This window comes from Bradyrhizobium sp. B039, assembly GCF_038965675.1.
GTDB classification, from domain to species: Bacteria; Pseudomonadota; Alphaproteobacteria; order Rhizobiales; family Xanthobacteraceae; genus Bradyrhizobium; species Bradyrhizobium diazoefficiens.
Window position 1 is genome coordinate 8,834,776 of the sequence record NZ_CP152416.1, and the last position, 24,406, is coordinate 8,859,181.

General features: G+C 66.3%; 21 protein-coding genes and 1 tRNA gene. 8 read left to right on the forward strand and 14 right to left on the reverse strand.

The window, feature by feature from the left end:
* The first annotated feature begins 86 nt into the window (after window positions 1-86).
* The 4 genes from AAFG50_RS41600 (at window position 87) to trxA (ending at window position 8,022) form a co-directional block, all read left to right on the forward strand.
* Window positions 87-809 (forward strand): nucleotidyltransferase family protein, encoded by a 723-nt coding sequence (locus tag AAFG50_RS41600; RefSeq protein ID WP_028172501.1) that lies wholly within the window; start codon window positions 87-89, stop codon window positions 807-809.
* Between the two features lie 175 nt (window positions 810-984).
* On the forward strand, window positions 985-4,131 hold the full coding sequence (addB, locus tag AAFG50_RS41605; protein ID WP_028172500.1) for a double-strand break repair protein AddB: 3,147 nt from the start codon (window positions 985-987) through the stop codon (window positions 4,129-4,131).
* On the forward strand, window positions 4,125-7,634 hold the full coding sequence (addA, locus tag AAFG50_RS41610; protein WP_028172499.1) for a double-strand break repair helicase AddA: 3,510 nt from the start codon (window positions 4,125-4,127) through the stop codon (window positions 7,632-7,634). The genes addB and addA overlap by 7 nt, the downstream gene beginning before the upstream one ends.
* A gap of 67 nt (window positions 7,635-7,701) precedes the next feature.
* Window positions 7,702-8,022 carry a thioredoxin gene (trxA, locus tag AAFG50_RS41615; protein ID WP_007598398.1) on the forward strand — a complete coding sequence of 107 codons (321 nt, stop codon included), beginning with the start codon at window positions 7,702-7,704 and terminating at the stop codon, window positions 8,020-8,022.
* Between the two features lie 74 nt (window positions 8,023-8,096).
* Here the strand turns inward: trxA and AAFG50_RS41620 are convergent, their stop codons facing one another.
* The 13 genes from AAFG50_RS41620 to aroA form a co-directional block, all read right to left on the reverse strand.
* A complete protein-coding gene (locus tag AAFG50_RS41620) occupies window positions 8,097-8,537 on the reverse strand; it encodes an SRPBCC family protein (RefSeq protein WP_028172498.1) in 441 nt (146 codons plus the stop codon).
* A gap of 86 nt (window positions 8,538-8,623) precedes the next feature.
* Window positions 8,624-9,364, reverse strand: a complete 741-nt coding sequence (locus AAFG50_RS41625; protein WP_028172497.1) for a metallophosphoesterase family protein — start codon at window positions 9,362-9,364, stop codon at window positions 8,624-8,626.
* A 140-nt stretch (window positions 9,365-9,504) separates the two neighbouring features.
* The gene (locus AAFG50_RS41630) at window positions 9,505-10,848 is read right to left on the reverse strand and encodes a folylpolyglutamate synthase/dihydrofolate synthase family protein (RefSeq protein ID WP_011083572.1); all 1,344 of its coding nucleotides are present in this window, start codon (window positions 10,846-10,848) and stop codon (window positions 9,505-9,507) included.
* Entirely contained in the window at window positions 10,845-11,786 is a 942-nt protein-coding gene (accD, locus tag AAFG50_RS41635) for an acetyl-CoA carboxylase, carboxyltransferase subunit beta (RefSeq protein ID WP_028172496.1), read from the reverse strand. The genes AAFG50_RS41630 and accD overlap by 4 nt, the downstream gene beginning before the upstream one ends.
* 112 nt (window positions 11,787-11,898) lie before the next feature.
* Window positions 11,899-12,735, reverse strand: a complete 837-nt coding sequence (gene trpA, locus AAFG50_RS41640) for a tryptophan synthase subunit alpha (protein ID WP_028172495.1) — start codon at window positions 12,733-12,735, stop codon at window positions 11,899-11,901.
* Entirely contained in the window at window positions 12,732-13,949 is a 1,218-nt protein-coding gene (gene trpB / locus AAFG50_RS41645; protein WP_011083569.1) for a tryptophan synthase subunit beta, read from the reverse strand. Before trpB ends, trpA begins: the two co-directional genes overlap by 4 nt.
* The gene (locus tag AAFG50_RS41650) at window positions 13,946-14,617 is read right to left on the reverse strand and encodes a phosphoribosylanthranilate isomerase (protein ID WP_028172494.1); all 672 of its coding nucleotides are present in this window, start codon (window positions 14,615-14,617) and stop codon (window positions 13,946-13,948) included. Before AAFG50_RS41650 ends, trpB begins: the two co-directional genes overlap by 4 nt.
* A gap of 66 nt (window positions 14,618-14,683) precedes the next feature.
* The gene (locus tag AAFG50_RS41655) at window positions 14,684-15,076 is read right to left on the reverse strand and encodes a lipopolysaccharide assembly protein LapA domain-containing protein (RefSeq protein WP_011083567.1); all 393 of its coding nucleotides are present in this window, start codon (window positions 15,074-15,076) and stop codon (window positions 14,684-14,686) included.
* Window positions 15,077-15,147: 71 nt separating this feature from the next.
* Window positions 15,148-15,453 carry an integration host factor subunit beta gene (locus AAFG50_RS41660; protein ID WP_008539997.1) on the reverse strand — a complete coding sequence of 102 codons (306 nt, stop codon included), beginning with the start codon at window positions 15,451-15,453 and terminating at the stop codon, window positions 15,148-15,150.
* Window positions 15,454-15,624: 171 nt separating this feature from the next.
* A complete protein-coding gene (sppA, locus tag AAFG50_RS41665) occupies window positions 15,625-16,605 on the reverse strand; it encodes a signal peptide peptidase SppA (RefSeq protein WP_028172493.1) in 981 nt (326 codons plus the stop codon).
* Window positions 16,606-16,980: 375 nt separating this feature from the next.
* Window positions 16,981-18,687, reverse strand: coding sequence for a 30S ribosomal protein S1 (gene rpsA, locus AAFG50_RS41670; protein WP_027546860.1), 1,707 nt, complete (start codon window positions 18,685-18,687; stop codon window positions 16,981-16,983).
* Between the two features lie 266 nt (window positions 18,688-18,953).
* A complete protein-coding gene (gene cmk, locus AAFG50_RS41675; RefSeq protein ID WP_028172492.1) occupies window positions 18,954-19,592 on the reverse strand; it encodes a (d)CMP kinase in 639 nt (212 codons plus the stop codon).
* A complete protein-coding gene (gene aroA / locus AAFG50_RS41680) occupies window positions 19,589-20,926 on the reverse strand; it encodes a 3-phosphoshikimate 1-carboxyvinyltransferase (protein WP_028172491.1) in 1,338 nt (445 codons plus the stop codon). Before aroA ends, cmk begins: the two co-directional genes overlap by 4 nt.
* Window positions 20,927-21,087: 161 nt before the next feature.
* Here aroA and AAFG50_RS41685 point away from each other — a divergent pair, with 161 nt between their 5' ends.
* Together AAFG50_RS41685 and AAFG50_RS41690 are read left to right on the forward strand one after the other, a co-directional pair.
* The gene (locus AAFG50_RS41685) at window positions 21,088-21,498 is read left to right on the forward strand and encodes a TIGR02300 family protein (RefSeq protein ID WP_011083562.1); all 411 of its coding nucleotides are present in this window, start codon (window positions 21,088-21,090) and stop codon (window positions 21,496-21,498) included.
* Window positions 21,499-21,597: 99 nt separating this feature from the next.
* Window positions 21,598-21,673: transfer RNA gene (locus AAFG50_RS41690), tRNA-Ala, on the forward strand.
* Window positions 21,674-21,742: 69 nt separating this feature from the next.
* On the opposite strand, the gene AAFG50_RS41695 is transcribed toward AAFG50_RS41690, so the two are convergent.
* The gene (locus AAFG50_RS41695; RefSeq protein ID WP_028172490.1) at window positions 21,743-22,204 is read right to left on the reverse strand and encodes a MarR family transcriptional regulator; all 462 of its coding nucleotides are present in this window, start codon (window positions 22,202-22,204) and stop codon (window positions 21,743-21,745) included.
* Window positions 22,205-22,356: 152 nt separating this feature from the next.
* Between AAFG50_RS41695 and AAFG50_RS41700 the strand changes: the two genes are divergently transcribed.
* Window positions 22,357-22,782, forward strand: a complete 426-nt coding sequence (locus tag AAFG50_RS41700) for an organic hydroperoxide resistance protein (RefSeq protein WP_011083560.1) — start codon at window positions 22,357-22,359, stop codon at window positions 22,780-22,782.
* A gap of 178 nt (window positions 22,783-22,960) precedes the next feature.
* Window positions 22,961-24,163, forward strand: a complete 1,203-nt coding sequence (locus AAFG50_RS41705) for a CaiB/BaiF CoA-transferase family protein (RefSeq protein ID WP_028172489.1) — start codon at window positions 22,961-22,963, stop codon at window positions 24,161-24,163.
* The last annotated feature ends 243 nt before the right edge of the window (window positions 24,164-24,406 follow it).

Sequence of the window (24,406 nt, forward strand, 5' to 3'; positions counted from 1 at the left end):
GCAATTTCGAGAGTAATTCCAAGAGTTCTAATCCCAAGAGTTCTGAGTCCACGAGGCTGAGAAAGACGAATCTGAGAAAGCAAACGATGTCCGTCAAACCGACCAAAGCCATGGTGCTCGCCGCAGGGTTCGGCCTGCGCATGCGTCCGTTGACGGACAAGATGCCGAAGCCGATGGTGCCGGTGGCGGGCCAGCCGCTGCTCGACCACGTGCTCGACAAGCTCGGCCAGGCCGGCGTGAGCGAGGCGGTGGTCAACGTGCATTACCTGCCGGACCAGATCATCGATCACGTCGCATCGCGCCAGCATCCGCGCGTGACCATCTCGGACGAGCGCGACCTGGTGCTCGGCACCGGCGGCGGCGTGGTCAAGGCGCTGCCGCTGCTCGGCAACGCGCCGTTCTTCCATGTCAATTCCGACACGCTGTGGATCGACGGCGTGCGCTCGAACCTGGCGCGGCTTGCCGAAAACTTCGATCCCGCGCGCATGGACATCCTGCTCTTGATGGCGCCGACGGCGACCAGCATCGGCTATAGCGGCCGCGGCGATTACGGCATGCTGCCCGACGGAGCCCTGCGCAAGCGCAAGGAGAAAGAGGTCGTTCCGTTCGTCTATGCCGGCGCGGCGATCCTGTCGCCGTCGATCTTCGCCGATGCGCCGCAGGGCGAGTTCTCGCTGACCAAGATGTTCGACCGCGCCAACGAGCAGGAGCGCCTGTTCGGCCTGCGCCTCGACGGCGTCTGGATGCATGTCGGCACGCCCGATGCGGTGCATGCCGCGGAAGAGGCGTTTCTGGAGAGCGTGGCGTAGGGGCTTCCCGTCATTCCGGGGCGCGCAAGCGCGAACCCGGAATCTCGAGATTCCGGATTCGATGCTTCGCATCGCCCCGGAATGACAGTGGGAGAGCGGGGAAGACCCCGCCACAGCCAATGACCATTTGAGTCCGCCTCCCTATATTGGCGCCTGATCCCGAATCAGGCAGCCGATGCGCGTTTTCAGTGTTCCCATCTCAGTTCCGTTCCTGCGCACGGTCGTCACGGCCCTGCTCGACGGCCGGCTGGTCGCGGGATTCGAGGCGCGCAGGGAGCCGGCGCGGCTTGCGGACACCACGCTGTACCTGCCGACCCGGCGCGCCATGCGTGTCGTGCGGGAGATCTTCCTCGACGAGATGAAGGCTGACGCGGTCGTGCTGCCGCGCATCGTCGCGCTCGGCGACATCGACGAGGACGAGCTCGCCTTCGCCGATGAAGGCGAGCAGTTTTCCGGCGCAACGCCGCTCGACATCCCGCCGCGCCTTGGCGAGCTCGAGCGACGGCTGACGCTGGCGCAGCTCGTCGCGGCCTGGGCCAAGGGGCCGGTGCTGTCGCCGCTGGTGGTCGGCGGCCCCGCCTCGACGCTGGCTCTCGCCGGCGATCTCGCGCGCCTGATCGACGACATGGTGACGCGCGGGGTCGACTGGAGCGCGCTCGATGGCCTGGTGCCGGACCAGCTCGATCGCTACTGGCAGCACTCGCTCGAATTCCTGCGCATCGCTCGCATCGCCTGGCCCGGCCATCTCGCCGAGATCAACAGGATCGAGCCCGCGGCGCGGCGCGACCTCCTGATCGCGGCGGAAGCGAAGCGCCTGACCGCGCATCCGCATGGGCCCGTGATCGCGGCCGGCTCGACCGGCTCGATGCCGGCCACCGCAAAATTCCTGCATGCGGTCGCCTCGCTGCCGCATGGCGCGGTGGTGCTGCCGGGCCTCGACACTGATCTCGACGAGGATGCCTGGCGGACCATCGGCGGCGTGCGCGATGCGCTCGGCAAGTTCGCGGAGCATCCGGCGTCGAACCATCCGCAATATGCCATGCACGCGCTGCTGGAGCGCTTCGGCATCAAGCGCGGCGACGTCGAGCTGCTTCAAGCGCCGGCGGAAGGCGGCCGCGACCTGCTCGCATCCGAATCGATGCGGCCCTCCGCCAAGACGGAAGTCTGGCACGACCGGCTGAAGCAGCCGGATGTCGCGGCAAAGATCGCCGGCGGCATGACAAACCTCGCGGTCGTCGAAGCCCCCAACCCTGAAATGGAAGCGCTGGCGATTGCGATCGCGATGCGCGAGGCGCGGCACCTCGACAAATCGGCGGCGCTGGTCACGCCGGACCGCGCGCTGGCGCGCCGTGTGATGGCTGCGCTCACCCGATGGGATCTCGCCTTCGACGATTCCGGCGGCGACGTGCTGATGGAGACATCCGCCGGCGTTTTTGCGCGCCTTGCGGCCGAAGCGGCGACCAAGGGATTGGAGCCGCCGACGCTGCTGGCGATGCTGAAACATCCACTGTGCCGGCTGGGCCGCGCGCCGGGCGCTTGGAAGGCGGCGATCGAAGGCCTGGAGCTCGCCGTCTTGCGCGGCACGCGTCCGCCTGCGGGCTCGGCAGGCCTGCTGCGTGAATTCAACCGCTTTCGCGAGGAACTGGCCAAGCTGTGGCGCAGCGAGGTCTCCGCGCTCCACAAGGCTGAGCCGCGCGCACGCCTCAAGGCGGAGGATCTCGATCGGGTCCAGGCCCTGATCGATGCCTTGCAGAGGGCCTTGGCGCCGATCGAGAGTCTGGCGTCGTCAAAACCATATGACTTCGCCGAGCTCGCGCACCGGCATCGCGAGATCATGATCGAACTGTCGCGCGACGAGCAAGGCATCCCGCTCGCCTTCGAGGAGCGCGAGGGCCTCGCGCTCGCCGGCGCCTTCGACGATCTCCTGCGCGGCGGCACGACCAGCGGACTGATGGTGCCGCTGCCTGATTACCCTGATGTCTTCCAGACCGCGTTCGGCGATCGCGCGGTACGGCGGCGTGACAAGCCGGGCGCGCGGCTCCAGATCTACGGCCCGCTGGAATCGCGCCTGATGCAGGCGGACCGCATCATCGTCGGTGGCCTGATCGAGGGCGTCTGGCCGCCGGCGCCGCGCATCGATCCCTGGCTGAGCCGCCCGATGCGGCATGAGCTCGGCCTCGATCTGCCGGAGCGCCGCATCGGCCTCTCCGCCCACGATTTCGCGCAGCTGCTCGGAGGAGATGAGGTGATCCTCACCCATTCCGCCAAGGCCGGCGGCGCGCCAGCGGTGGCTTCGCGCTTCCTGCATCGGTTGGAGGCGGTTGCGGGCGACGATCGCTGGAAGGCGGCCATCCGCGCCGGCGAGAAATACGTGCGGTTCGCAGATCGGCTGGACCAGCCCGACGAGGTCAGGCCGATCAAGCAACCCGAACCGCGACCGCCGCGCGCGACACGGCCGCTGAAGATGTCGGTCACCGCGATCGAGGACTGGCTGCGCGATCCCTACACGATCTACGCCAAGCACATCTTGCGGCTGGATGCGCTCGATCCCGTCGACATGCCGCTGTCGGCCGCCGACCGCGGCTCGGCGATCCACGATGCGATCGGCGAATTCACGGAACGCTATGCGACGCGTCTGCCCGACGATCCCGCCCGCGTGCTGCGCGCGATCGGCGAAAAGCATTTCGCGCCGCTGATGGAGCGCCCCGAGGCGCGCGCGCTGTGGTGGCCGCGCTTCCAGCGCATCGCGCGCTGGTTCGGCGAGTGGGAAACGGCACGGCGCGACGTGGTCGAGGCGATCACCGCGGAGACCCGCGGCGAGATCTCGATCACGCTCGACAATGAACGCAGCTTCCGCCTCTCCGCGCGCGCCGACCGCATCGAGCGCCGCCAGGGCGGCGGCTACGCCATCCTCGACTACAAGACCGGCCAGCCGCCGACCGGCAAGCAGGTCCGCATGGGCCTGTCGCCGCAGCTCACGCTGGAGGCGGCGATCCTGCGCGAAGGCGGCTTTCCCGACATCGACGCCGGCTCATCCGTGAGCCAGCTCGTCTATGTCCGCCTCAGCGGCAACAATCCGCCGGGCGAGGAGCGCATCCTCGAGCTCAAGTACAAGCAAGGCGACGAACCGCAGCCGCCGGATATTGCTGCCGCTGAGGCCCGGGCCAAGCTGGAAGCGCTGATCCGCGCCTTCGAGGACGAGAACCAGGCCTACACCTCGCTGAACCTGCCGATGTGGTCCAACCGCTACGGCACCTATGACGACCTCGCCCGCATCAAGGAGTGGTCGGCAGCCGGCGGATTGGGGATCGAGGAATGGTGAAGGCGCCACGCCCAATCCCCGATGAGGTGCGCGCCAGGCAGGCGCGTGCATCCGATCCGACCGCATCGGCCTTCGTGTCGGCCAATGCGGGCTCGGGCAAGACGCACGTGCTGGTGCAGCGCGTGATCCGTCTGCTGCTGTCGGGCGTGCCGCCGGAAAAGATCCTCTGCATCACCTTCACCAAGGCCGCCGCCGCCAACATGGCCGAGCGCGTGTTCACCACGCTCGGCCATTGGGTGACGCTGGACGACACCGCGCTCGATGCCGCGATCCGTGCCGTCGGCATCCCGCATCCCAGCGCAAAGCTGCGACGCGAAGCGCGAAAGCTATTCGCCTGTGCGCTGGAGACCCCCGGTGGATTGAAGGTGCAGACCATCCACGCGCTGTGTACCCGCCTGCTCCAGCAGTTTCCGTTCGAAGCCAACGTGCCGGCGCGCTTCTCCGTCATCGACGAGCGCGACCAGACCGACATGATGGAGCGCGCCAATCTGAAGGTGCTGCTGGAGGCCGCGCGCGACCCGGAAACGGTCACAGGCCGCGCGCTGCTGACCGCGATGGCCAGCGCCGCCGACGTCACCTTCAAGGAGGTCGTGCGCGAGGCCTGTCTGAGCCGCGATCATTTCATGGCCTGGACCGACGAGGCCGGCAACGCAGAAGCTGCCGCCGCGCAGATGGCGGCGGTGCTGGGCGTTGACGCCGCCGACCGCATCGAGGACGTCGAGACGGAGATTCTCGACGGTCCATTCCTGCCGCGATCGCGCTGGGACGACATCGCGTTTGCGCTGGAAGATGGCAGCAAATCCGACAACGACCAGGCCAGCCGGCTCCGCGAGGCAAAAGCGTTTTCGGGCGGCGCGCAGGTCGACGCCTATCTCGGCGTCTTCCTCACCGACGAGAAGCTGCCGCGCAAGGCGGTGCTGACCAAGAAATTTTGCGATCACAATCCCTCCATCGCCCGCCTGTTCGAGAACGAGGCCCAGCGCCTCGCTGGACTGATCGAGAAGCGCCGCGCGGTAACCATGCGTGACCGCACGGCGGCTCTCTTGCATATCGCGACCGCTGCTGCCGCGAACTACCGGCGCGAGAAGCAGGAGCGCGGCCTGCTCGACTATGACGATTTGATCGACAAAACGCTGGCGATGCTCAACCGCGTCTCCTCGGGCTGGGTGCATTACAAGCTCGACCGCGGCGTCGACCACGTCCTGATCGACGAGGCGCAGGACACCAGTCCGCGGCAGTGGGACATCGTCGCGCACATCATCTCCGAGTTCACCGCGGGCGAAGGCGCGCGCGAGGGGCTGAACCGCACCATCTTCGCCGTCGGAGACGAGAAGCAGTCGATCTTCTCGTTCCAGGGCGCGCAGCCCCGGGAATTCGACGCGCGCCGGCGCGAGCTGCACCGCAAGTTCACCGCCGCCGGGCTGAAATTCGATCCGGTCGCCTTCACCTATTCGTTCCGCTCGGGCGCCGCGATCCTGCACTCGGTCGACCACGTCTTCCGCGACCCCGCGATCTACAAGAGCATCCATTCGGTCGAGATCGGCCATCCCCTGCACAATGCGCTCGCCGATGCAGGGCCAAGCGTGATCGAGCTGTGGGACCTGGCTGAAGCCGACGACAGGCAGGACATCGAGGGCTGGCGCGCGCCGTTCGACGGCGTTGCCGTCACCAGCCCCGAGGTCAAGCTCGCCCGCCGCATCCAGGCCGAGATCAAGCGGCTGGTCGAAAGCGGCACGCTCACCGGACATGAAGGCGAGCGGCGGCCGCTGCGCTACGGCGACATGCTGATCCTGGTCCGCCGACGCGGCAACGCGTTCGATGCCGTGATCCAGGCGCTGAAGCACGCTGGCGTGCCGGTCGCCGGCGCCGACCGGCTGAAGCTCACCGAGCACATCGGCATCATCGACCTGATGAACCTTGCGGACGCGCTGCTGCTGCCGCAGGACGATCTCGCGCTTGCGGTCGCGCTGAAGAGCCCGCTGTTCGGGCTCGACGATGACGATTTGTTTGCGCTTGCCTGGGGCCGCAAGGGCTCGCTGCGCCGGGCGCTCGGCGAGCAGGCGGCCGGAAGCGAGAAATTCGCCGCGGTGCTGCGGCGGCTCGAGGCCTGCGAAACTCGCGCGCGCGAGGAGACACCGTTCGCCTTCTACGCCTGGCTGCTTGGCGGCGACGGCGGACGCGCGCGCATCCTGCGCCGGCTCGGCCACGAGGCCAATGACGCGCTCGACGAATTCCTGGAGCTGGCGCTGAACTACGAGCGCAAGGCGCCGGCGTCGCTGCAAGGCTTCATGGCCTGGCTGCGCTCGGCCGACACCGAGGTGAAGCGCGACATGGAAATCTCCCGCGACGAGGTGCGGGTGATGACCGTGCACGGCGCCAAGGGCCTTGAAGCGTCCGTCGTGTTCATGGTCGACACCACGTCGTCGCCCGCGGACTCGCAGCGGGTCCGTCTGATCCAGGTGCCGCGCGGCAACGGCGGCGAGGTGGTGGTGTGGGCGGGCCGCAAGGCCGACGATCCCAAGCCCGTCGCCGAGGCCCGCAAGGCCATGCTCGAGGAGACCGAGGACGAATATCGCCGCCTGCTCTATGTCGCGATGACGCGCGCGGCCGACCGGCTGATCGTCGGCGGCTGCATGCCCGGCAATATGAGGACGGTCCGCAAGCTGAGCTGGTACGACCTGGTCGACACCGGGCTTACCGGCTCGGGCCTGGAGAAGCAGACGCTGGAAACGCCGCTTGGCAAGGTGACGCGATTCGCCCGGCCGGAGGACGTCGTTGCCCTCGGCACGCCCGCGACATTCGTGGATCAGACGATCGCGTTGCCGGACTGGCTGCGGACGCCGGCACCGCGCGAGATGCAGGACGACGATTCCGTGCGCCCCTCGGGCCAGTCTGCGGAGGGAGGCCGCGCGGTCCGGTCAGGCGAATCGGTGCAGTCGCGCGCGCTCGCGCTGCAACGCGGCACGCTGGTGCACCGGCTGCTCCAGTCGCTGCCCGACATCGCCGCCGAGCGGCGGCGCGAGGCCGCGCGCGGCTTCATGGCGCGCAATGCCTCCGACTGGGCGGAGGCCGACCGCACCGCGCTGGCCGACAAGGTGCTCGCGCTGATCGCCGAGCCGCGCTTTGCACCGGTGTTTGCCGCCGGCAGCCGGGCGGAGGTCGCCATCGTCGGCCGGCTGGAGCGGCCAGGCCTCCAGCCTGCGCTGGTGTCGGGGCAGATCGACCGGCTGGTCGTTCGTCCGGATGAGGTCCTGATCGTCGATTTCAAGACCAACCAGGCGGCGCCCAAAAGCGCGACTGAGGCGCCCGCCGTCTATGTCCGGCAGCTTGCGCTGTACCGGGCGGTGCTGGCGCGGCTTTATCCCCAAAAGCCGGTCAGGGCCGTCCTGCTCTGGACCGAGGCCCTTGAATATATGGAGATTTCGGCCCCCGCGCTGGACGCGGCGCTGGCATCCCTTCATCTCGGTGTGAGCGTCCTTGACCCGGCAAGGGGCCGTTCATAGGTTGACGCCATGATCCCGGGCGCGATTCCCATCCGCGCCGATTCTTTCAACCGAGTGAGGTACTCCCATGGCCGTTGGCAAGGTTTCTGACACTGATTTCGAAGCCGAAGTGCTCAAGGCGAACGGCCCTGTGGTCGTCGATTTCTGGGCCGAATGGTGCGGTCCCTGCCGCATGATCGCGCCCGCCCTCGACGAGATCGCCGGCGCGATGGGCGACAAGGTCAAGATCGTGAAGCTCAATGTCGACGAGAGCCCGAAGACCGCGTCGAAGTACGGCGTGATGTCGATCCCGACCCTGATGATCTTCAAGGGCGGCGAGATGGCCTCCCGCCAGGTCGGCGCGGCGCCGAAGGCAAAGCTGCAGCAGTGGATCACGTCGGCGGTGTGATCCGCCTCGCGAGTAACTGAGAATTCTGCAACGGCCGGCAACACGCCGGCCGTTTTGTTTTTTGTCGGCGGCAATCATGCCGATCTCGTTTCGGCAAGTTTGGCGAGACTGGCGAGAACATCGGGAAAGTCCGACGCGACAGCCGGACCGATCTCGGACGCTTGCGGCCCTCGCGCGTCCGCGGCGTAAACGATGCGCGTGCGCGCCGGTCCAGGAGAATCGCCAAGCGGTGCGATGCGATGGGCGACTGTGATGACGAGATCGCCGACTCGCGTTTCATCGATGAAGCACACGTTCTCGCGAACCTCGATCAGTTGCGAGCGTAGCGTCTCCTCGCCGGGGGGCTTCATCGTGAACCAAGTGCCGGCCGCGAATGGCCCGTCGATGTCGATCTGCTCGATACCCGCATTCCAGTTTTTCCAGCCGGGGACATCGCGAAAGATGCCCCAGATCGTCTCTGCGGTTGCAGACGTCTCGATGGTATATTCGTTTCGCCAGACATGGCCGTCGTCCATGGCGCGCTCCCACTTTGATATGTACGCTTATAACAAGCGCCCTTATCAAGGAGTCAAACCCGCCGCCCGGATGGAGCGAAGCGGCGCTACTTGATCCATCCCGTCGCGAGCGCGTTCGCGAGCTCCGGCTGATTGTTGCGGCGTGCGAGCGCGGCCATCGCCTCGTGATCATAGACGACATGGCGGAAGGTCACTTGCCAAGCAGCATCGACGAGTTCGAGGATCGCGTAGCGCGCGTGCGGCGTGCCGGCCTCGACGACATGCGGGAACGGATGCTTGTCGCGATAGCCCGGGCTACCGACGCTGCCGGGATTGACGATCAGCCGGCCGTCACGAAGCCGCACCGTGCGGGCGAGATGGGTGTGGGCGCAGAGGATCAGGGACTGCGTGATGCCTTGCGCGAACTGCTCGATGTGGTCGAGCGGCGATAGCGCCACCGTGCCGTCGGGATGCACGGTATCGAGCCAATAGACCTCGTCGTTCTCGGGCGTCGCATGGCAGAGGAAGACCCGGTCGCGAAACACGCGCGTCATCGGCTGCGCCCGCAGCCAATCGAGTTGCACGGCATTCAGCGCCGCATGGGCGGGACGATCCCACGAGCCCATCTTCTCCGGCGGACGGTCGAGCAGGTAGCGGTCGTGATTGCCGAGCACATGCACGGCGTCGAGATTCATCAGGATCTCGATGGTCCGGCGCGCGTCGAGCGGACCGCTCAGCATGTCGCCGAGATTGACGAGGTCGGCGATGCCCTGGGCGCGGATGTCGGCAAGCACCGCCTCCAGCGCGAGATGGTTTCCGTGAATGTCGGCAATCGCGGCAAAACGCATTGGCATTCTCTCTTGCCCCGGACGCAGCGCAGCGCTTCTTCAGCGGTGCGCTGCAGAGCCGGGGCCCATGTTGCGGCATTCTGGGTCCCGGCTCTGCGGCGCATCGCTTGCGCGATGCGCCTTGTCCGGGACAAGACAGCTCATGCAGGAGGCGTGCCGTTGATGCCGAGCACGTGGCCGGCGAGATAGAGCGAGCCGGTGATCAGGATGCGCGGCGGCACCTCGTAGGCGAGCTTCGACAGCGCGCGCAGCGCGGCCTCGATGCCCGGCGCGGGCTCGACCCGCATGCCGAGGCTGCGCGCGGCGTCCGCAAGGCGGTCGGCCGGCATCGCATTCTCGGTGTCGGGAATCGGCACCGCGATGATGTGACGGGTGAGGCCGGCGAAATTGGCGAGGAAGGCCTGCGCATCCTTGTTGGCCATCATGCCCGCGATCACGACCAGCGGCCGCGACACCCGTTCCTCGAGATCGCCGAGCGCGGCCGCCGCAACGCGCCCACCTTCCGCATTGTGCCCGCCGTCGAGCCAGATCTCCGAGCCCTGCGGTCCCCAGGAGAGCAGCTCGCCCGAGGTGATGCGCTGCATCCGCGCCGGCCATTCGGCACCGACGATGCCGGCTTCGAACGCCGCCTGGTTGACCTTGAATGTCGAAATCGCGCGCAAAGTCGCGATCGCAAGCCCGGCATTGTCGAACTGGTGGCGGCCGAACAGGCGCGGCGCGGCGAGATCCATCAGGCCGCGATCGTCGGAATAAACCAGGCGCCCATGCTCGACATTGACGTGCCAGCTCTCGTTCGCGGCAAACAGCGGCGCGCGCATGCGCTTGGCCTGCGCCTCGATCACGGCCATCGCCTCGCCCGACTGCTCGGCGCAAACCACGGGCACGCCGCGCTTGATGATCGCGGCCTTCTCGCCGGCGATGGAGGTCAGCGTATCGCCGAGGAAGTCCGTGTGGTCCATGCTCACGGGCGTGATCACAGTGGCCGCCGGCGTATCGACCACATTGGTCGAATCGAGGCGGCCGCCAAGGCCGACCTCGAGCAGCACCGCATCGGCCGGATTCTGCGCGAACAGATGAAACGCGGCGGCCGTCTTCAGCTCGAACACGGTGGCAGGCTCGCCGGCATTGACGCGCTCGACTTCTTCCAGCGCGGCGCGCAGTTCGTCGTCGCCGACCAGCACGCCGCCACCGAGGCGACCAAGCCGGAAACATTCGTTGATGCGGACCAGATACGGCGAGGTGTAGGCGTGGACGCGCAGGTCTGCCGCTTCCAGCGTCGCGCGCAGATAAGCGAGCGTCGAGCCCTTGCCATTGGTGCCGGCGATGTGGATCACCGGGGGCAGCTTGCGTTCGGGGTGGCCGAGCCGATCGAGCAGACGATGCATCCGCTCCAGCCCAAGATCGATGCGCTTCTGATGCAGGGCCGACAGCCGCCCGATCAATTCGTCGAGCGGCGGCTTTGCGCTGTCAGGAGACGCGTTCACGCGTGCGGCGCGGCCGGCGCCGTCTCGGAAGCCGATACGATCTGCGCCGGGCTGACGACAGGCTGCACCGATTTCGACGCGGTCTCCAGCGCCGGTGCCTTGGTCAACAGGCGACAGAGCCGTGCCAGGGTCGGGCGCAAATCGTGACGATGCACGACCATGTCGACCATGCCGTGCTCTTTCAGGTACTCGGCGCGCTGGAAGCCTTCCGGGAGCTTCTCGCGGATGGTCTGCTCGATCACGCGCGCGCCGGCAAAGCCGATCAGCGCGCCGGGCTCGGCGATCTGCACGTCGCCCAGCATCGCGTAGGAGGCGGTGACGCCGCCGGTGGTCGGGTTGGTCAGCACGACGATATAGGGCTGTTTTGCCTCGCGCAGCATCTGAACCGCGACGGTCGTGCGCGGCATCTGCATCAGCGACAGGATGCCTTCCTGCATGCGCGCGCCGCCTGATGCGGCGAACACGATGAACGGCGACTTCTTCTCGACCGCGAGTTCGAGCCCACGCACGATGGCCTCGCCCGCGGCCATGCCGAGCGAGCCGCCCATGAAGTCGAAATCCTGCACGGCGATGACGACGGCGGCGCCTTCGAGCTTGCCATAGCCGACCTTGATCGCGTCGTTGAGGTTAGTTCGCGCGCGGGCATCCTTGATGCGGTCGACGTATTTCTTCTCGTCACGGAACTTGAGCGGATCCGGCGTGACCTCGGGCAGCGCGACGTCGTACCAGGTCTCGTTGTCGAAGATCGACTTCAGACGCGCCACCGCGCCCATGCGCATGTGGTAGTTCGAGCCGGGAATGACGAACTGGTTGGCCTCGACGTCCTTGTAGAACACGAGCTGCCCGGAATCCGGACACTTGATCCACAAATTCTCCGGCGTCTCCCGCCGCAGCATGTTGCGGATCTTCGGCCGGACCACATTGGTAAGCCAGTTCATGGTTTGCTCCGATGTGCGATCCCGCTCCGGGGATCGCCTGAAGGGATATATGGCTGCCGGACCCTGCCCCGGCAAGCCGCCGTGTCGTCCGCCCCAAAAGCGGAATTATGGCCTATTCCGCCGCCTGTTGTGCGCCTTTGACGCCTTGGGCCAGGGATGCCGTCAGTTCGGCGACGGCGTTAACGGTTTTGGCGGTGGCCCGGCCGTCTGCATCGAGGCTGTTCTTGAGCGCATCGACCAGCGCGGTGCCGACCACCGCGCCATTCGCATGCGAGGCGATGGCGCGCGCGGTCTCCGGCGTGCGGATGCCGAAGCCGACGCAGACCGGCAGCTTGGTGTGACGCTTGATGCGGGCGACCGCTTCGCTCACCGCCGAGGAATCCGCCGCCGCAGCACCGGTGATGCCGGTGATCGAGACGTAGTAGACGAAGCCCGAGGTGTTGGCGAGCACGGCCGGCAGGCGCTTGTCGTCGGTCGTCGGCGTCGCCAGGCGAATGAAGTTCAGGCCGGCCTTCATCGCGGGCAGGCAGAGCTCGTCGTCCTCCTCCGGCGGCAGATCGACGATGATGAGGCCGTCGACGCCGGCGGTCTTGGCATCGACAAGGAACTTGTCGACGCCGTAGATGTAGATCGGGTTGTAATAGCCCATCAGCACGATCGGCGTCGCATTGTCGTCCTTGCGGAAGCCGCGCACGAGCTCGAGCGTCTTCTTCAGCGTCATGCCGGCCTTGAGCGCGCGCAGGCCCGCCGCCTGGATCGACGGACCGTCGGCCATCGGATCGGTGAAGGGCATGCCGATCTCGATCACGTCGGCGCCGGACTTCGGCAGCGCCTTGATGATCTCGAGCGAGGTGGCGGGATCCGGATCGCCGGCCATCAGGAAGGTCACGAAGGCCGAGCGGCCCTGCTTCGCAAGCTCGGCAAAACGGATGTCGATACGCGTGGTCACTTGCTCTTGCCCCTCAGGATGTCGCCGACCTGCGGGACGTCCTTGTCGCCGCGGCCGGAGAGATTGACGACCATCAGGTGATCTTTTGCGCGCTTCGGCGCGAGCTCCATCACCTTGGCGATGGCATGCGCGGGCTCGAGCGCCGGGATGATGCCTTCCAGCTTTGACAGCAGCTGGAACGCAGCGAGCGCCTCGTCGTCGGTCGCGGAGAGATAATTCACGCGGCCGATCTCGTGCAGCCAGGAATGCTCGGGGCCGATGCCGGGATAGTCGAGGCCGGCCGAGATCGAATGAGCGTCCTGGATCTGGCCGTCCGCGTCCATCAGGAGATAAGTGCGGTTGCCGTGCAGCACGCCGGGACGGCCGCCCGCGATCGAGGCCGCATGAAGCTGCGTGAGCCCGTGGCCTGCAGCTTCGACGCCGAAAATTTCGACGGAGGGATCGTCGAGGAATGGGTGGAACAGGCCCATCGCATTCGAGCCGCCGCCGATGCAGGCGACCAGCGAATCCGGCAGGCGGCCCTCGACCTCCTGCATCTGCGCCTTGGTCTCGTTGCCGATGATCGACTGGAAGTCGCGCACCAGCGTCGGATAGGGATGCGGGCCCGCGACCGTGCCGATGCAATAGAACGTGTTGTGCACGTTGGTGACCCAGTCGCGCAGCGCCTCGTTCATGGCGTCCTTCAGCGTGCGCGTGCCCGACTGCACCGGGACCACCTTTGCGCCCAGCATCTCCATGCGTATCACGTTGGGCTGCTGCCGCTCGACGTCGACGGCGCCCATATAGACCACGCATTCGAGGCCGAAGCGCGCGCACAGCGTCGCGGTGGCGACGCCGTGCTGGCCGGCGCCCGTCTCGGCAATGATGCGCTTCTTGCCCATGCGCCGCGCCAGCATGATCTGGCCGAGCACGTTGTTCACCTTGTGCGAGCCGGTGTGGTTGAGCTCTTCGCGCTTGAGGTAGATCTTGGCGCCGCCGAGATGCTCGGTGAGACGCTCGGCGAAATAGAGCGGCGAGGGCCGGCCGACATAGTTCTTGAGATAGCCGTTCATCTCGGCCTGGAAGGCCGGATCGGCCTTGGCCGCGGTGTAGGCCTTCTCCAGATCGAGGATCAGCGGCATCAGCGTTTCGGCGACGAAGCGTCCGCCGAAGATGCCGAAATGACCGCGCTCGTCGGGCCCGCTGCGGTAGGAGTTTGGTTTGGCGATGTTCATCGGACGCTCAACTCTTGACTTGCATCTTGGGTGGCGCGCGCGGCGCGGATGAAGGCCTTGATCAGCTCGGGATCCTTGACGCCGGGAGCGCTCTCGACACCGGAGGACACGTCGACGCCGCCGGCGCGGGTGATGCGAAGGGCCTCCGCAACGTTGTCGGCGTGAAGTCCGCCCGAGACCATGTAGGGCAGGTTCAGATCGAGGTTTTCGAGCAGGTGCCAGTCGAACGGCGCGCCCAGGCCGCCGGGCCGCGTCGCGTCTTTCGGCGCGCGCGCATCGAACAGGATGCGGTCGGCGACCGCGGCGTAGCCGGGCAGCACGGCAAGATCGGCTGAGGTTGCGACCGGCACCGCCTTCATCACGGGGCGGCCGAACCGCTGCTTGATGTCGCGCAGCCGCGCGACGGTCTCCTTGCCATGGAGCTGGAAAATGTCCGGCGACAGCGCGTCCATGATGTTGTCGAGCGTGGCGTCATCGGCATCGACCGTGAGCGCAACCTTGAGCGCGCGCCGATTCACCTGGCGGCCGAGATCGCGGCCAAGCTCCAGCGACAGATGCCGGGGCGACGGCGGAAAGAACACGAACCCCACCATGTCGGCGCCCGCGTCGAGCGCTGTTTCGAGCGTCTCGCGCGTGGACAGGCCGCAGATTTTGACGAGCAGGGACATGGTCTCAAAGCAGGTAAAGGCCGCAACTCCGCGGCCGGAAAGCAGGGTTTTCGGTTGCGGCCGCTTCTACAACGTCGCGCGCTGCTTGTCTCGCCCGACGGGCCCGTAAAGGCCCACCCCGACGGGGGCGGGGAGGCGCTGGGAATCGGGCTTCGCCGCGGCCGTCTGGGCCCGCAAGCCGGCCAGTTCGGTCCGGGCGCTGCGCGCATCCGCCTCATGCCGACGGGCCGCGCGGCGCCAGTGCCGCTGGCCGAGCCAGACGGCACAGCCGCCGGCCAGGACGCCCAGCGCCGCCACCAGGATCAGCAGCAGGAACAGCGGCAGCGTGACCGACAATGACGGGTCGTCGGAGACAAAGGGATCGAAGGAGACCGTGACGAAATGCCGGTTGGAGACGGCGAACACCACCAGGATCAGACCCAGCGGAATCACGATCAGCGCGGTCAGGAACTTTCGCATCTCGCTTCGCTCGCCTTGAATCAAGCTTCCGGCCGCATCTTGAGCGACCGCGGGAAACCCTGACGCCGGCCTCAGTCTGCCGCGCCGGGATCCGGATGGTCGCGGTTCAGCCGCTCGCGCATTTCCTTGCCGGTCTTGAAGAACGGAACGCTCTTCTGATCGACGGGTACATGGGCGCCGGTGCGCGGATTACGCCCGGCGCGTGCAGGGCGATGCTTGACCGAGAAGGCACCGAAGCCGCGCAACTCGACGCGATCACCGCGTGCGAGAGCCGCTACGATCTCTTCGAGAATCGCATTCACAATGTTCTCGACATCCCGCTGGTACAGATGCGGGTTGTGCTCGGCGATACGCTGAACAAGTTCGGATTTGATCATCGAGAGATAGGACCCGGAAGCGTGCGGATGACCATTTCCGTGAAAATACCGTGATCTGTCAAGACGCTAAATCAAGGTTGAGCGTCGTGAAAATGCGTGACAAATGCCAAAAAAGCAGGCTGCCCCGACACTCGCCAGACGAGAAAACCCTTAGGCGCTCGCCTGTCCCAGTCAGTTTGACGCAGCCGGCTGCCACAAGGCCAGCATTCCATCCATTCCGAACCGGTCGACGGCCTGCGCGACGCCGGTTTGCCCGATTTGATGCGCAATCGAGCCTAAACCCAGCGCTTCCAGCGTCACGGCAGCGGCCGTCTTGAGGAACGGCAGATCGCCGAAGCGCGACTGAAGCTTGTAGTCGCGCACCGAAAGCCCCTTCTTGACGCCCTTCTGCTCGACCAGCCAGGTCACCGCCGTCTTCTCGTCGCCGATCTGGTCGATCAGCTTGAGATCGATCGCCTGGCGTCCGGTGAAGACGCGGCCGTCGGCCACTTTCTCGAGCTGCGTGTCGTCCATGCCACGCCGTTCCTTCACCAGTCCCTTGAACCAGGCGTAGGAGTCCTTCACCAGCGCGTCGAGCGCGGCCCGCGCCTCGGGACTGGTCGGCTCAAAACCGTTGGGCGCGGCCTTCAGCGGCGAGGATTTTACCTCCTCGACCTTGACGCCGATGGTCTTCAGGAGCTCGGTGACATTGGGGTACTGGAACAGCACACCGATCGAGCCGACCAGCGAGCTCTGCTGCGCGATGATGTGGTCGCTCGCGATCGCCGTGATGTAGCCGCCGGAGGCGGCAAGACCCTCGACCACGACGACGAGCGGCTTCTTCGCCTTGAGCCGGACCAGCGAGTCGTAGAGCTGCTCGGAGCCTGCGGTGGTGCCGCCCGGTGAGTTGATGTGAACGATGACGGCGGCAGCCTGCGAATTCTCCAGCCGCTCCAGCGCCTGCGTGCGATCGGAATCGCTGCGGATCAGGCCGTCGATCTGGACCCGCGCAATCGAGCCGGCGGCTGCGAACGTGCCGCGCGCACCGGGCGTCGCGATCAGCGCGAAGCCCGCAATCGCCGCGATCGCGATCAGCGCGGCCATGACGCGCCAGAACGTCAGCTTGCGGCGGATCCTGCGACGATCGACGATGATGTCCGAATCGAGCGACATCGGAATATCTCCAAATGAAAGACCAGGCGCGTTGTGCCGTCACGGCGTGACCAACGGCTTATCTGGATACATCAATTGCGGCGCAATTTGAAGAAAACAAGGCTGGTGCTGGTCGGGCCGAGCCCCCGTCACAGGCTTCTCGTCATCCCGGACAAGCGCCGCGACGCGGAGCGCTGACCCGGGATCCATACCCACAGAATTGAGTTTGGCGAAGACTTGGAGTTACCAGCTCGCGCCAGACCGCTCCCTGTGGTGATGCGTCCCGGATCTACGCGCGCTTTGAGCGCGCTTGTCCGGGACGACAGTTGAGTATGGAGCAACAAAAAAGCCCCGGCTCGCGCCGGGGCTTTGATGTCAGCGAAACGAACGTTTCGCTTACTTGCTGTCGCGGTTCTTGAGCGCGGTGCCGAGGATGTCGCCGAGCGTCGCACCCGAATCGGAGGAGCCGTACTGCGCGATGGCTTCCTTCTCTTCGGCGACTTCGAGCGCCTTGATCGACACCTGGACCTTGCGGGCCTTCTTGTCGAACTGGATCACGCGGGCATCGACCTTCTCGCCGACGGCAAAGCGTTCGGCGCGCTGGTCGTTGCGGTCACGCGCGAGCTCCGAGCGCTTGATGAAGGTGGTGAAGTCGGTACCGGCGATCTTCACCTCGATACCGCTCTCCTTCACTTCGAGCACTTCGCAGGTCACGACCGCGCCCTTCTTGACATCGCCCGGCTCGGCGAAGGGGTCGCCTTCGAGCTGCTTGATGCCGAGCGAGATACGCTCCTTCTCGACGTCCACATCGAGCACCACGGCCTTCACCATGTCGCCCTTCTTGTAGTTGTCGATCACCTGCTCGCCCGGAAGCTTCCAGTCGAGGTCGGAGAGGTGGACCATGCCGTCGACGTCGCCCTCGAGACCCAGGAACAGACCGAACTCGGTCTTGTTCTTGACCTCGCCCTCGACCACCGAACCGGTCGGGTGACCTTCGACGAAGACCTCCCAGGGGTTGCGCATGGTCTGCTTGAGGCCGAGCGAGATGCGGCGCTTGACGGAATCGACTTCGAGCACCTGCACTTCGACTTCCTGCGAGGTCGAGACGATCTTGCCGGGGTGCATGTTCTTCTTGGTCCACGACATCTCGGAGACGTGGATCAGGCCTTCGATGCCCGGCTCGAGCTCGACGAACGCACCGTAGTCGGTGATGTTGGTGACGCGGCCGGTGAAGCGGGCACCCAGCGGGTACTTGGCTTCGATGCCCTGCCACGGATCGTCCAGCAGCTGCTTCATGCCCAGCGAGATGCGGTGCGTCTCGTGGTTGATCTTGATGATCTTGACCTTCACGGTCTGGCCGATCGAGAGCACCTCGGTCGGGTGGTTGACGCGGCGCCACGCGATGTCGGTGACGTGCAGCAGGCCGTCGATGCCGCCGAGATCAACGAACGCACCGTAGTCGGTGATGTTCTTGACCACGCCGTCGATGACCTGACCCTCTTCGAGGTTCTGCACCAGCTCCTGGCGCTGCTCGGCGCGGGTCTCTTCCAGCACCGTGCGGCGGGAGACGACGATGTTGCCGCGGCGGCGGTCCATCTTGAGGATCTGGAACGGCTGCGAGTTGTTCATCAGCGGCGCAACGTCGCGGATCGGACGGATGTCGACCTGCGAGCGCGGCAGGAAGGCCACGGCACCGTCGAGGTCGACGGTGAAGCCGCCCTTGACCTGGTTGAAGATGACGCCGTTGACCTTCTCGTTGTTCTGGAACGCCTTCTCGAGCTTGCCCCAGCTCTCTTCGCGGCGCGCCTTGTCGCGCGACAGCACGGCTTCGCCGAGGGCGTTCTCGATGCGATCGAGGAACACTTCCACCTCGTCGCCGACCTTGATCTCGCTGTCACGGCCGGGGCCGGAAAATTCGCGCAGGGCGACGCGGCCCTCGGTCTTCAGGCCGACGTCGATGACGGCCATGTCCTTTTCAATTGCAACCACCTTGCCCTTGACGACGGAGCTTTCCTGCAGGTTGCCACCTGCGAAGGACTCGTCGAGCATCGCGGCGAAATCGTCACGCGAGGGGCTATAGGTATCAGCAGAAGTCGAAGCCATTTGTTCTCCAGTTGCGGATGTCTTGCCGGCCGTTGGGTTCATGGGCGCATCGCACGCGCAGTGTCGGAAGGTCCGCAAGACCTTCGAGCGACCGCTTGCTGCCCCGGCTGGCACCGGAACGGCGGAAGCGGGCCGGCTGAGGCCCGCGCGTTCGATACGTGGAAATCTTCGTCCGGAGCCTCGATCGCACCGGTCCCGAAACAGGCGGACCGGGGTATCGACCTCAAAGAGCGGGAGCGGGCGCTTCCTCCAATGACGGCTGCGGCTTAACCCCGCGACCGGCCCGCTCGGACGGCCTCGATAATGTCGATGGCGGCCCGGACGCCGCCTTCTATATCCAGTTGGGAGTTATCTAGCAAGTAAGCATCGGGTGCGGGTTTCAGCGGCGCAATCGGCCGGTTCTTGTCGCGTTCGTCGCGCTGGATGATGTCGGCGAGCACGGCCGCCTCGTCCGCCGCCTCGCCCCGCGCCTTGGCCTCCATGGTGCGGCGGCGGGCGCGGACCTTGGGGTCCGCCACGACAAAGATCTTCACGTCGGCATGGGGGCAGATCACGGTTCCAATGTCCCGGCCGTCCAGCACCGCCCCCGGCGGATCGGCGGCGAATTGCCGCTGGAAATTGACCAGCGCCTCGCGAACCCTTGGGATCGCCGAGACGATCGAGGCGCCCTCTCCGACCTTCTGGGTCTTCAGGGCGGGATCGCCGAACTTTTCCGGATCCAATTCCAGCGCCGCCGCAACCGCGGCCGCCTCGTCGCGGAGATCATGGCCCGATTGCATCAGGGCATAGGCGACCGCGCGATAGATCACGCCGGTATCAAGATGACGATAACCGTAATGATGAGCGAGACGCTTGCCGAGCGTCCCCTTGCCCGAGGCCGCGGGCCCGTCGATGGCGATAATCATGAAAACTCGGCCCCAAGCGAACGCATCATCGGAATGAAATCCGGGAAACTGGTGGCGATGAAGGCGGTGTCGTCGACGGTCACGGGCTGGTCGGAGGCGCAGCCCATCACCAGCGCGGACATCGCGATGCGATGGTCCATGTGGGTGGCGACGGTGCCACCACCCGGAACGTGACCGCGGCCCTGGACGATCAGATCGTCGCCGGAGACCTCGACCTTGACGCCGTTGACGCGCAGCATCTCGGCGGTGGCCTCCAGGCGATCGGATTCCTTGACGCGCAGCTCCTGCAGGCCGCGCATGATGGTCGTGCCTTCGGCGAAGGAGGCCGCCACCGCCAGCACGAGATATTCGTCGATCATCGACGGCGCGCGCTCCGGCGGCACCTCGACGCCGCGCAGCTTCGACGCGCGCACGCGCAGCTGCGCCATCGGCTCGCCGGCATCGCCGCGCACTTCGCTCTCCTCGATCGAAGCGCCCATTTCGCGCAGCGTGGTGAACAGGCCGGTGCGCAGCGGATTGGTCATGACATCCGACAGCACGACATCGGAGCCCTCGGCGATCAGCGCCGCAACGACCGGGAAGGCCGCCGAGGAGGGATCGGCGGGCACCACGACGTTGGCGCCATGCAGCTCGGGCTGGCCCACGAGGGTGATGCGGCGGCCGTGCTGGCCCTCCTTGGTGGAGGTGATGTCGGCGCCGAAGTGCTTCAGCATCAGCTCGGTGTGGTCGCGACTGGCCTCGCTCTCGATGACCGTGGTGGTGCCCGGGGCGGCGAGGCCCGCGAGCAGCACGGCGGATTTGATCTGAGCCGAGGCGACCGGAGTCTTGTAGGTGATCGGCAGCGGATCGCGCGCGCCCTGGAGGGTCAGCGGCAGGCGGCCGCCCTCGCCGCCGGAGACGACCCTGGCGCCCATCTTCTCGAGCGGGTCCAGGATCCGGCGCATGGGACGGCTGCGCAGCGAGGCATCGCCGTCGAAAACCGCCGAGATCGGGCAGCCGGCGACGGCGCCCATGACCAGCCGGCAGCCGGTGCCGGAATTGCCGAAATCCAGCGCCGCCTTGGGCTGGGCGAAGCCTGCGACGCCCACGCCCTGCACCTTCCAGGCGAAATCGCCGGTGCGCTCGACGCTGGCACCCAGCGCCTGCATGGATTTGGCGGTGTTGAGGACGTCCTCGCCCTCCAGCAGGCCCGAAATCCGGGTCTCGCCGACCGCGAGCGCGCCCAGGATGAGGGCGCGGTGGGAGATCGACTTGTCCCCGGGCACCCGTACTTTCCCGGTCAGGGGACCGTTTGCGCGCGACTGAAGCGGCCTCGGTTGGTCGGAATGGGTCAAGATTGTGTCCTTGGATGTGCTCCGGAGAGCTGGGGCGCAGGTACCACATGGTCCGCGCCCCGTCACCGGCATGTCTTTCTCCCGTAATGCGCTATTGACAGCGGGCCGCCAACTAGCCAAGTGAAACACCGCTTTTCAGACATTCCCAGGATTCCTCTGCCGTGGCCAAGTCCGAACTCGGAACCAAACGTATTTGCCCGACCACGGGCAAGAAGTTCTATGACCTCAACAAGAATCCGGTGATCTCGCCCTATACCGGCGAAGTGGTCCCGATCGCGCCCGTGGCGCCTGCGCGCACGACTCGCGGCGCCGAAGCTCGCCACGCAGCGGCCGCGGACACCACGCCGGAGCCGGCGGAGGCCGAGGAATTGGTCTCCCTCGAGGAGGCCGATGCCGAGGAGAACACCGGCAAGGTCAAGGCCGTCGTGCCCGAATCGGAGGACGATATCGAGGTCGACGAGACCCTCGACGACGACGATGACGATGATTCGACCTTCATCGCCGACGAAGAAGAGGGCGATGAGGACGTTACCGACATCATTGGTGATGTCGGGGGCGATGAAGAGACTTGAGATCAGCCCTGATCTGTGAAAAAGGGTGCACCGCGCGAGTCGCCTAGGGCTCGCCGGCCGGGACGGATCCCCCAGGATCCTCCCCACTGGAAGACTTAAGGGGCCATAGCTCAGCTGGGAGAGCGCTTGCATGGCATGCAAGAGGTCGGCGGTTCGATCCCGCCTGGCTCCACCAGCCTTCGCGAAGCGAAGGCTGCCGCGCCGAAGCCCGCAGGGCGAAGGCGGGCTTTGAATTAAATCTCAACTACTCCCCGATCACCGCATTGAGCCGGTCGCGCAGCGCGACGATCTCGTCTTTCATCGCGACCAGCTCCGACACCGAGCAGTCCGACGCCGCCAGGATCGACTGCGGCACGGCGCGCGCCTTGTCTTTCAGCGCGTGGCCCTGCGGCGTCAGCGCGATCAACACCTGGCGCTCGTCCTCGCTCGAGCGGGTGCGCTTGACGAGGTGGGCGGCCTCGAGGCGCTTCAGCAGCGGCGTCAGCGTGCCCGAATCCAGAAACAGCCTCTCCCCGATGTCCTTGACCGGCACGTCGTCGCGCTCCCACAGCACCAGCATCACCAGATATTGCGGATAGGTCAGGCCGAGGCGGTCGAGCAGCGGCTTGTAGACGCGATTGAAGGCGTGCGCGGCCGAATAGACCGCGAAGCAGATCTGGTTGTCGAGCCGCAGCGGCGCGTCCGCTGCCGATAGTTTCCGAGCCATGGAGAATCTCACGAGGTTTGTCCGCATTGTGGGGCCGCGCCGCCGTACATTCAATTGTGAACAATTAAATGTGAGACGTCGCAATTTCAATTGCGCACAATCTAATTGTCTGCGATAGACATCGCACCCCACCGAAACCCAGGGAGACGAAAATGTCCGTGAACGTCCTTTACAAGACCAGTGCAAAAGCCACCGGCGGCCGCGACGGCCATGCTGCGACCCTCGACGGCGCGCTCGACGTCAAGCTCACCACGCCGAAGGAGCTCGGCGGCGGCGGCGGCGCCGGCAACAATCCCGAGCAGCTGTTTGCGGCCGGCTACGCCGCCTGCTTCATCGGCGCGATGAAGTTCGTGGCCTCGCAGGGCGGCCCCAAGGTTCCCGCCGACGCCGCCGTCACCTCGACCGTCGGGATCGGCCCGCGCTCCGAAGGCGGCTTCGGCCTCGACATCGACCTCGCCGTCTCGCTGCCGGGCCTCGCCCGTGCCGAAGCCGAGGCGCTGGTCGCGAAGGCGCACCAGGTGTGCCCCTATTCCAATGCCACGCGCGGCAATGTCGACGTTCGCCTGACGGTCGTCTGATCAAACGGCGGATTGGCTGGCCCGGGATCCCCCTCGGGCCGGCCGCTTCCGGTTGAATTTGCCACCTCGCGGGATGGCCGCGCCGCGGCGCATACGGCTCCACGCCCGGCGCCATTGCTGGCGCAAATAAACCTCGCTAGGCCTGTGATCCAACGACCGACACAGGGGAAGCGAAGGCATGACTGAAGCCGTTATGGGTGCAATGAGCGGACTGCGCGTCATCGATCTCACGCGCGTGCTCGGCGGCCCCTACTGCACCCAGATCCTCGCCGACCATGGCGCCGACGTGATCAAGGTCGAGCCGCCCGCCGGCGACGAGGTGCGCGACTGGGGCCCTCCCTTCCACGACGAGGACGCGGCCTATTTCATCGGCATCAACCGCAACAAGCGCTCGATCGGCCTCGACCTCGCCTCCGAGGGCGGCCGCGTCGTGCTGCTCAAGATGCTGGAGACGGCCGACGTCCTGATCGAGAATTTCAAGCCGGGCACGCTGGAGAAATGGGGCATCGGCAACGAGGTGCTGCGCGAGAAATTCCCGCGCCTCGTGCATTGCCGGATCTGCGGCTTCGGCGCCGATGGCCCGCGCGGCGGCAATCCCGGCTATGACGCCATCATCCAGGCCATGACCGGCATGATCGCGGCGACCGGTTCGCCCGAGAGCGGGCCGATGCGAATCGGCGTGCCGCTGGTCGACATCACGACCGGCCTCTATGCGGCGATCGGCATCCTGATGGCGCTGTCGGAGCGGCAGCGCTCGGGCAAGGGCCAGTTCCTGGAGACCACGCTGTACGAGACCGGCCTTGCCATCATGCATCCGCACACCGCGAACTATTTCATGCATGGCAAGCCGCCGGGCCTCACCGGCAACGAGCATCCGAATCTCGTGCCTTATGCGATCTTCCCGACCAAGACCGACAACATCTTCATCGGCGTCGGCAATGACGGCACCTTCCGCAAGCTCGCCAAGGAGATCGGCAAGCCCGAGCTCGGCACCGATCCGCGCTTTGCCCGCAACAAGGACCGCATCGCCAATCGCGAGGCGCTGCGCGCCGAGCTTGCCGCGGTGTTCAGCCAGCACGAGGCCGAGCCGCTCTGCAATCGCCTGCTCGCGGCGGGCCTGCCCGCAGGCCCGGTGCAGAAGATCGACCAGGCGTTGACGAACCCGCACACGATCTACCGCGGCGATATTATCGAGAAGGACTGGTACAAGGGCGTCGCCTCGCCGATCCGGCTCGATCGCAGCAAGCCGAGCCTGCGCCGGCTGCCGCCGAAATTCAGCCAGCACTCGGCGGAGGTGCTGGGCGAGTTCGGATATTCCAAGGCCGAGATCGACGCGATGGTCGAGAAGGGCACGGTCTGCGGCCCCGAGCGCAAGCGCTAGGGCAACGATGCTGCGCTCCCTCTCCCCCCTGCGGGAGAGGGTTGGGGAGAGGGTGTCTCCGCAATGGGACAATCCCCCAGAGGAGAGAGCCCTCACCCCCGCGCCTTCGGCGCGACCTCTCCCGCAAGCGGGAGAGGTTTTGGAGCCCGCGGCCTGATCGTCGACCTCACACGAGCAATGCCGCACTGCGGCGCGACCCACGCGTGTGCAGCGCGAACGGACGAGGCTGTCCGCGTCGCATTC